Raw genomic sequence first — 3,041 nt, forward strand, 5'->3', positions numbered from 1 at the left:
CAGAGGCGGCGGAAGTTCAAAAAGGCGAGACAATGGAATGGCTGGTGGAGGATCGAAACACTTTCATCCTCAAGCGCGTCCGCTCCCGAAACTCATTTCTCAAAAAGCGACACGCTCCTTAACTTGACGCGCATGCCTGTAAGGGCGATGCAAGATCCCTGTAATCGGGGCATTGCAGGCGTTCCGGCATCGCCCTTACAGGGCTCATCCATCATTTGCGTCTTATCCCAGGGCTTGCGCCCTGGGCTGAAAACTACGGCCGCCCTTTCAGGGCTTGCGGACGCCAAGCGCTGCGGACGCCAAGGGCTTCGGAGCTTGTGGCAACCAATGGTTCGCCGGAATGGCTGAGCCCGCCAGGGTCGCGCCCTGTTTCCTTAATTAAGCGCCATTCACACCTGGCCCAGGAATTCACTGGATTGCCGGGTGAACTGGGATGGACACAGCGTATGCGCAACACTCAACTAAGAGGTTGCTGAAATCGCAAAGACCGAAGAGATTTGAAGACGGTCTGTGTGCGGAAAAACTACAGGCCGCGGCTGCCGGCCGCGACCTGCGTTGTGTCGTACACTGTTGTCGGGCATTGGGGCCCGTCATTTTTTCAAGAAAGAGTCGGCTACTTGCCCGCGCCCTTGGCGGTTTTGGTTGTGCTGCCGCTCAGTTCATCGGCAAGAGCTGTGGCGTTGTAAATATTGCGCACCGCTTCCATGATCCCGCGGGAATCGACACTGACCGCGCGGTTCATCTTCTCCGCAAACTGGAAACGGCCGGGCAACATCTGGATGTTGCCGTCGAAGACCAGTCCTACGATTTCGGCTTTTTTGTTCAGCACCGGGCTGCCGGAGTTGCCGCCGATGATGTCGTTCGTAGAGACGAGGTTGAGCGGGGTCTTCCCGTTGACTTTACCCTTCGCATTCATCCAGCTGTCGGGCAGCTTGTATGGCTCATTGTTTCCGTGCTTGTCTGCATAGTCGTAAGCCTGTTTGATGGTCGTAAAGGGCGCCAGCTTCGTTCCCTTCGGCACCGTGCCCAATCCGTCCTCGACATAGCCCTTCACCGTGCCATAGCTGAGGCGGAGCGTGGAGTTGGCATCGGGAGGCGAAGTCAATCCCTGCACCGCGAAGCGGATCTTGGCGATTTTGGTTTCGGCCGCGGTGCGTGCCGCTTCGAGAGGAGTGATCTTCTTCGCGTATTCATCGCTGACCCGCCTGCCTTCCGCGTTCGCGGCGCGCACGAGGGCCACGAGCGGATCCGTGCTGCTCTCGAGTGCTGCTGAGCCGCCGGCGTAGAGTTGCTTCCGGAAGTCGAGGTCGCCGACCCTGGTATTGGTGATGATTTCCCGGGCAGCCTGCTGCGGGGTCCTGCCGCCGAGAGCCTTTGCCACCACCGGATTTCCCGGCAGGAACTTGTTGATCTCGGCGAGCGTGGCGCCCAAAGCCGCGATATCGTCGTCCCTGCTGATTTTCTCATCGGTGGCGAAGAGGCGCTGTTCCACGGCGGCCGGGTCGCGGAAAGTCGCCATCCGGTCGGCCTCGGGTTTCTCTTTCTCAGCGACGGCGCGGATCAGCATCAGTGCCATGTCGGGCAAAGTTCCACGGAAAGCCCCGGCCGGACCTGACCCGGCTGCCGGGCTTGCTCCGCCTCCACGGCCTCCGGGAGCTCCCTGACCTCCGCGGCCTCCCGGCCCGCCCTGACCAGTCGAGTACGGAAAATACTGCCGCTCTGCATACAGGTTTCCTTCCCTCAGCAGCCCGTAGTACTCAGCGACGTCCTTCCATGGATCGCCGTACTCCGCCGTCAGCTTGGGATTTTTCATAAAAGCGCTCCGCAGCTGTTTCTCATCGGCGGCCTTTGCGGCCATCAATTCCTTGTCGAGCAGGCCCGAGTAATAGCCGTGGGTTGCCTTTGCCGAGTTCTGCTGGCTGAAAAGCTGGCGCTCCAGGCGGCGGCGCTCCTCCTCGGAAACAGCGCTCTGCTTGATGAGGCTTTCGATGGTCCGGGCATAGCCTGCAAGCTGGATCGGGTATTGGACGTCACGAAGGAACTCGAGCTGGGCGACGGTATTGAGCCGCGCCGTAGTTCCCGGATGGCCGGAGACAAATACGAGCTCGTTATTCTTGGCGCCGTTCTTGGACCAGGAGAAATAGTGCTCGGGACGCACGGGCTGATTGTTCTCATAAACGCGGAGGAAAGTCACATCGAGGTCGTAGCGCGGATACTCGAAATTGTCGTCATCTCCGCCGAAGAATGCCATGGGGTACTCTGGGGCAAACACCAGGCGCACATCGTTGTAGGGTTTGTATTTATACATGAAGTACATGGCGCCCGAGAACATGGACACGGCCTCGCAGCTCAACTTCGTGGCGGTCCCGCACTCGGTCTGAAGACGGTTGAGCGTGTTTCTCTGGTTTGCGGGCGCCTCGGCCGGAGGCACATCCTTGAGGGCGGCATTCACCTTTTCGGTGATGTTCTCGATGCCCTCAAGAACCCGGACAGACATTTTCGGGCACTGGACTTCTTCCGCCTGCGTGGGAGCGTAGAAGCCTGTCTTCATGTAGTCTTTGGTCGTGGATGACACCGCATTGATGCAACCAGCGCCGATGTGGTGGTTGGTCATCACCAGACCGTTGGGCGACACAAACGAGCCGGAGCCTCCCGTAAATCTCACTGAAGACAGCCGCATCTGATCCAGCCACTCCTGGGTGGGTTCAAAGCCGTACTTCGCTTTGAGTTTGTCCTTGGGAATCGCGGTGTAGAGCCACATGCCCTCCTCGGCGAAACTCAGGCTCGTCAGCAGGAGGGCAGCACAGAAATAAAAGAAATAGGATTTCTTCATCGTCTTCACCTGTTTTGATTGTCGGTCTATAGAATCTCAGCCGCAAAAAGACACAAAGTGACAAAAACGCGACTAGCCTCGATTTCCACGGTACTGGAAATGACTAACGCTTGGGCCACTGAGGCAATCAAGCGAAACTGATGACCAGTTCCTTGTTTCCAAACCATGGCATCGGGGTTGATGTGTCAGCAAGCCCCGAGGCCACAAG

At 58.3% G+C, this 3,041-nt stretch carries 1 protein-coding gene; it reads right to left on the reverse strand.

Features of this window, described 5'->3' with window-relative positions; all coding sequences use genetic code 11:
* Nucleotides 1-613: 613 nt before the first annotated feature.
* A complete protein-coding gene (locus LAP85_29775) occupies nt 614-2,833 on the reverse strand; it encodes a S46 family peptidase (protein ID MBZ5500599.1) in 2,220 nt (739 codons plus the stop codon).
* Between the last annotated feature and the right edge of the window lie 208 nt (nt 2,834-3,041).

This window comes from Terriglobia bacterium, from assembly GCA_020072565.1.
Lineage (GTDB): Bacteria > Acidobacteriota > UBA6911 > UBA6911 > UBA6911 > JAFNAG01.

What these genes read in the sequence shown, in the direction of transcription:
- LAP85_29775 (MBZ5500599.1), bottom strand. Translation starts at nt 2,833, where the DNA reads ATGAAGAAATCCTATTTCTTTTATTTCTGTGCTGCCCTCCTGCTGACG.